Raw genomic sequence first — 5880 nt, 5'->3', positions numbered from 1 at the left:
ACACCCCGCGAATAAACCCCGGGGCAAAAACGGAACCTCAGCGCTGCATCGGGCACGTGCACCAACAGCCGAGACTTTTTGCAGGGTGTCTTTGGTCCGGCTCAACAGTGGGACGGTACGCACGCGGACTTTTGATTGGCTCTCAATCGCCGCCCAATACAGAAGCCCCAACAACTGAAGCCTCGGCCTCCTTCTGCCGCCCAGCAAAAGCAGGGTTAGCGGCCCGGCCGTAGCGCATGTGAGGCAAAAGCACCAGCCTGCAGAGTTCCCCTTCGTTGTTGCGGAAGTGAGCCGCAAACACGGAGAGATCCGCTTAACAAGTGCCAAGCAGAAAGCCCCTTAAACAGCTCCGTCCCGGGAGGAACCGAAGGTTCCCGCCGGGACGGAGCTGCCACCCGCCGTCGGACGTTATGAGCGGAGGAGGCGTCCACCCAAGTTGTCCAGAGCCGTGTTGGCGGTGTGAAGACTAGCTGCTGATTGCGGACTTCATCTCGTCATGCGCCTTCTTGCCTGCTTCCTCAGTGGAGAGCCGTTCGAAGAGCACCTCGGAGGTGTATCGCTTGATGATTTCCTGGATCGCACCCGCACCCTTCGGCGGCGGAGCCGGAGCCTCACCGAGCTCATCCTTGATCTGGTCGATGAACTTGACCACCTTGACGTCGGAGGGGGTCAGCTTGGGTTCGATGGCTGCCCGGACCTCGGAGTTGGGGTAGACGCCGCGGTCGGCCAGGAGTGCCTCGCCGGCCTTGACGTTGTTGGCCAGGAAGTTGATGAACTTGGCGGTTTCCTTCGGGTGCTTGGTGCGGGAAGAGGCCGACCAGAACTGCGATGCCTTGTACCAGAGCCCGGCGTCATCGGCGGAACCGGTCTTGGTGGGGAACCGCAGGATCTTGAGGTCTCCACCGGATGCCTTTTCCAGTGCGGGAGCCTGGTTGGACCACCAGAAAGCCATGCCGTTCTTGCCGGTTGCGAGACCGCTCTGGTCCAGCGGTGCGGCCTCAGCCTCTACCACCTCGGACGCGGACGGAACTGCCTTCTTCTCGCTAAGCTCCTTCAGGAACCCCCACCACTCGGCGATGTCGCCCGGCTCGAAGCCCAGCTTGCCGTCCGAGGTGTAGAGGGATTTGCCGTTCTGGCGGAGCCATACGCCCAGCGACGCCTCATCGGTTCCATAGGCGGCCGCACCGTAGGTGCCCTTCGGGGACTTCGCTGTGATGTCGGCGGCGATGCGCTCGAAGTCCTGCCAGGTCCACTTGGAATCGTCGGGCAGCGGGACGCCGGCGGCTTCGAAGACCTTGGGGTTGGCCAGGATGGTGGCGGCGTTGATGCCGGCCGCGATGCCCGTCAGGCCATCTTCGCCCTTGCCGGCGTTGAGGGCGGCTTCGTCGAGCTTGGAAGTGTCGATGTCGTACTTGGAGAGGTCAAGAAGGGCTCCACGGCTTGAGTACTCGGTGATGTACTTTTCGTCCATCTGGATGATGTCCGGGGCATCATTCGCAGCAACTTGGGTAGCCAGTTTGTCCCAGTAACCGCTCCAGTCGCCGAATTCCGGCTTGACCTTGATGTTGGGGTTTTCAGCCTCGAACTGCTTGATGGCTTCCTGGGTCAGCTGGGCCCGCTTGTCGCCGCCCCACCAGGAGAACCGCAGTTCAACGGGGCCGTCGGAACTTTGCTGGCCGGATCCCGCGCCGCAGGCACTCAGGCTCAAGGCCATCACGACGGCGGCCGCGGCTGCTGCAACGCCGGTCTTACGTAAGGGGCGGCGTGCGACCGTCGATGGTGTTGCTGCCGGCTGCTTGGTTGCAGCAGAGGCAGAGCGTGAAAAAAGCGGCACTGGTACTCCGATCTTCTTTGATCATGTTGCTGGGGATGCGATGGGGAATGAACTTGTAAACAACTATGGGGCAAAACACTGGAAAGCGTTTTCTGAACCTAATGCTACAAGTCGGCAACTTGTATCACAAGATGTTTTTCGAAAACTCTTCCGGCGGCAGAAACGGCCCGTCGAAAGACGGGCCGTTTCCATCAGGGCCCGGCGCGGCGCGGTCAAGAAACTGGCAGGACCAGCCGCAGCGCCTACTTGATGCCGGTGGTGGCGATGCCCTTGATAAGGAACCGCTGGCCGAAGAGGAAGACCAGGAACACGGGCAGCAGGGACACGATGGACATGGCGAACAAGGATCCCCAGCTCGTGGCGGACTGGGAGTCCACGAAGGCCCGCAGGGCTACCGGAACGGTGAACATGTCGGGGTCCGTCAGGTAGATCAGGGCGCCGAAGAAGTCGTTCCAGGTCCAAATGAAGGTGAAGATGGTGGTGGTGGCAAGCGCCGGGACCATCAGCGGCAGGATGACCCGCAGGAAGATGCGCGGATGGCCTGCGCCGTCGATCCTGGCGGCCTCATCCAACTCCCGCGGGATACCGCGGATGAACTGGACCATCAGGAACACGAAGAACGCATCAGTGGCCAACAGCTTGGGTACCAGCAGCGGCCAGAAGGTGTTCACCCAGCCGATCTGAGAGAACAGGATGTACTGGGGCACGATGACCACGTGGAACGGCAGCATGATGGTCAGCAGCATGATGCCGAAGAACAGCTTCTTACCGGTGAACTGCAGCCGGGCGAAGGCGTAGGCGGCCATCGAGCAGGAGATCAGGTTGCCCAGGATGGACCCGATGACCACAATGGCCGAATTGAGCATGTAGTGGCCGAACGGGTGGGTAAGTGCTGACCAGCCCGAAGTGTAGTTGCCCATCTCCAGGCTGTTCAGCCACAGGCCGGGCTCGCGGAAGATCAGATCGTTGGGCCGCAGCGAGGACACCACCATCCACAGCAGCGGGTAGATCATCAGTCCGCCGGCAAGGATCAGGATCGCGTGCTTGATGAGGGCTTTGGTCCGCTGCGAGCGGCTGAAGGCCAGGGTGCCACGGGACTCCCGGACTTTGGGCTTGCGGTGGTTCGTAGGCTTGCCGGCGCCTGACTTCTTGTCCGGGGCGGGCAGCGTCTCAAGCTTAGTCGTCATAGAAAACCCAATACTTAGAAGCGATGAAGTTGATGGCGGTGAAGACGCCGATGATCAGCAGCAGGACCCAGGCCATGGCGGACGCGTAGCCCATGTCGAACTGGCCGAATCCCTTTTGGTACAGGTACAGGGTGAAGAACATGGTGGAGTCCGAGGGCCCGCCGTTGCCGCCCGAAACGATGAACGCCTGGGTGAACGACTGGAAAGAACCGATGATCTGCAGCACAAGGTTGAAGAAGATGATGGGGCTCAGCATCGGCATGGTGATCTTCCAGAACTGCTGCAGAGTGGTGGCGCCGTCAACCTTTGCCGCCTCGTAGTACATGTTCGGGATCTGGCGCAGGCCGGCAAGGAAAATGATCATTGGGGCGCCGAAGGTCCAGACGTGCAGGAGGATGATCGAACCCAGCGCAGTGCTCGGATCCGAGATCCATCCCGGACCCTGGATGCCGAACATGGCAAGGACCTGGTTGACCAGGCCCGTGGTGCCGAAGATCTGCTTCCACAGGATGGCCACGGCCACCGAACCACCCAGCAGTGAAGGGAGGTAGAACACCGAGCGGTAGAAGGGCAGGCCACGCAGCCCCTTGTCCAGGACGAGGGCGATGAGCAGGGCCACGGCGAGCTGGAGCGGCACACCGATAAACACGTAGGTGAAGGTCACCCGCAGTGAGTTGTGCAGCCGGGCATCCGTGAGCATCCGCGTGAAGTTCTCCAGCCCCGTCCATTCGGGCGGCTGGAGCAGGTTGTAATCCGTGAAGGACAGGTAGAGGGACATCAGCATGGGGCCGATGGTGATGGCCAACAGGCCAACCAGCCACGGCAGCAGGAAGATGTAGGCGGCCTTGTTGTCCCGGCCGTTGGCCTTCTTCTCTTCGGCGGTGGCTTTGCCCTTGCGCCGGGAGAACGAGCTCAGTTCGCTAATGGCGCTCACTGCGTCAGCCCCGTTCCGAACTTCCCCGCTGCAGCCGGCATTCCTGCCGGGCGCGGTGCCCTGGGTATGTGCTTAGCGGCCATGTGGTCTCCTTTGGTCATCGTGGCCTCCACGTTTTGGTAACCGCAAGCGATATAAGACGCGTCCCTCCCCGACCCGCTTCCTGCAGAAGCTGGCAACGGCTGGCGATCGTCCCATGCGCCACGTGCGGTGGTGCGTTTGAAAAGCGGCTCCGTACCAAAGTAAACGGTTTCTTGACTCTTGTATAGCCCTTTGTTAGTTTTTGAGAAAACGCTTTCTGTAGCAGGCGTCACATCATCCGGAATCACTTACCGAGGGGCAGGACAATGCGGTTTGGTCTCACAAAGCTATCAATGGCAACAGTCGGCGCGACAGCAGCACTTGCGCTGACCCTCACCGGCTGCGGCAGCAGCACCGAAGCCGGAAAGGTAGGGACGGTTGAGGACCCCGTCACCATCCGCTTCGCCTGGTGGGGCAACGACTCCCGGGCCAAGACCACGCTTGAGGTCATCAAGGACTTCGAGGCCGCAAACCCCACCATCAAGGTGCAGGGTGAGAATACCGAATTCAGTTCGTACTGGGACAAGATGGCCACCCAGATCGCCGGCGGCACCACTCCGGATGTCTTCGCCATGAGCGGCGCGTACCCCAGCGAGTACGCCACCCGCGGCGTCCTGCTGGACCTGGACAAGGTCAAGGACCAGATCGATACCTCCAAGTTCGCCGAAGGAACCGTGGAGCTGGGCAAAATCGAGGACAAGCAGTACACCATCACGGCCGGTGTAAACGCCATGTCCATGGTGATCGATCCGAAAGTCTTCGAAGCCGCCGGGGTGAAACTGCCGGACGATGAAACCTGGACCTGGGACGACTACGCGGACATCGCCGCCGAAATCACGAAAAAATCGCCGGCCGGAACCTTCGGCACAACCCCCATGTCCAACGACTCGTTCCTGGCCGTCTGGGCACGGCAAAACGGTGAGGACCTCTACACCGATGACGGTAAGAAGCTGGGCATCAGCGAGGACACCGCCACCAAATGGTTCGAGCTGAACAAACGGCTCATGGAAACCGGGGGCGCCCCCTCAGCATCCCAGACCGTTGAGGATGGTTCCGCCCAGCCGGAGATGACCCTCATGGGCCAGGGCAAACAGGGCATGAAGATCTCCTGGAGCAACCAGATGAACTCCTACTCGGGCTCGCCGCTGGTGATGATGAAGCTGCCCGGCGAGAGCAAGCAGCCGGGATCATGGCTGCGGTCCTCCATGGAATACGCCATCTCCTCCAAGTCGGCACACCCTAAGGAAGCGGCCCTGTTCATCAACTACCTGGTGAACAACGTTGATGCCGCCACCAAGATCAAGAGCGACCGGGGCATGCCCGCCAACACGGAGCTCAAGGCCGCCATCACTCCCCTCCTGAAGGAATCCCAGCAGAAGGAAGCTAAGTACCTGGACCGCCTGGCCGACATGAAGATCGAGCCGCCGCTGCCGTTCCCCGCCGGATCGTCCGCCACCATGGAGGTCCTCAACCGGTTCAACACGGATGTATTGTTCGGAAAGATCTCCCCGCGGGACGCCGCCAAGGGCTTTATCCAAGAGGTCAACTCGAACCTTGGCTAGTCCAGGGCTGAGGCCCACCGTGACAATATCCGCCCTTACAGAACCGTGCGAACAGGAGGCAGGCCAGTGAATCGCACTGCCGGACAGAACAGCGCTGCGCCGAGAGGTCAGACTGCGCTGGGAGGTGGGACCGGACTGAGCCTTGAGACAGGGCTGCCTCGTGATGCTGGTCTGCCTACCAATGCTGGGCGGGGTCCGGATGTTGAGTTGTCCCAGCCCGATGTTGAGTTGTCCCAGCAGGCCCACCCCCCCCGGCCCAGCGCGATCGCCGGCTACGAGGAC

Annotated in this window: 4 protein-coding genes; 1 reads left to right on the top strand and 3 read right to left on the bottom strand. The window is 61.2% G+C overall.

The features are described 5' to 3' along the window. Positions 1 to 466 precede the first annotated feature (466 nt). The 3 genes from FNL14_RS23025 to FNL14_RS23015 all read right to left on the bottom strand — a co-directional run bounded on the left by FNL14_RS23025 (position 467) and on the right by FNL14_RS23015 (position 3955). Positions 467 to 1834 (bottom strand): ABC transporter substrate-binding protein, encoded by a 1368-nt coding sequence (locus FNL14_RS23025; RefSeq protein WP_142065150.1) that lies wholly within the window; start codon positions 1832 to 1834, stop codon positions 467 to 469. A gap of 242 nt (positions 1835 to 2076) precedes the next feature. Continuing rightward, positions 2077 to 3021, bottom strand: a complete 945-nt coding sequence (locus FNL14_RS23020) for a carbohydrate ABC transporter permease (protein WP_091424687.1) — start codon at positions 3019 to 3021, stop codon at positions 2077 to 2079. Further along, the gene (locus FNL14_RS23015; RefSeq protein WP_091424684.1) at positions 3011 to 3955 is read right to left on the bottom strand and encodes a carbohydrate ABC transporter permease; all 945 of its coding nucleotides are present in this window, start codon (positions 3953 to 3955) and stop codon (positions 3011 to 3013) included. Before FNL14_RS23015 ends, FNL14_RS23020 begins: the two co-directional genes overlap by 11 nt. A gap of 374 nt (positions 3956 to 4329) precedes the next feature. On the opposite strand from FNL14_RS23015, the gene FNL14_RS23010 reads away from it, so the two are divergent. Further along, on the top strand, positions 4330 to 5598 hold the full coding sequence (locus FNL14_RS23010; RefSeq protein ID WP_142065146.1) for an ABC transporter substrate-binding protein: 1269 nt from the start codon (positions 4330 to 4332) through the stop codon (positions 5596 to 5598). Positions 5599 to 5880: the final 282 nt, after the last annotated feature.

Origin of the sequence: Pseudarthrobacter sp. B4EP4b (assembly GCF_006680095.1) — a bacterium.
Taxonomy (GTDB): Bacteria; Actinomycetota; Actinomycetes; order Actinomycetales; family Micrococcaceae; genus Arthrobacter.
This window is presented reverse-complemented; position numbering and strand designations above follow the sequence as displayed.

Excerpts from the sequence above, each read along its gene's own strand:
- FNL14_RS23010 (WP_142065146.1), top strand. The coding sequence starts at position 4,330 with ATGGCAACAGTCGGCGCGACAGCAGCACTTGCGCTGACCCTCACCGGC.
- FNL14_RS23020 (WP_091424687.1), bottom strand. The coding sequence starts at position 3,021 with ATGACGACTAAGCTTGAGACGCTGCCCGCCCCGGACAAGAAGTCAGGC.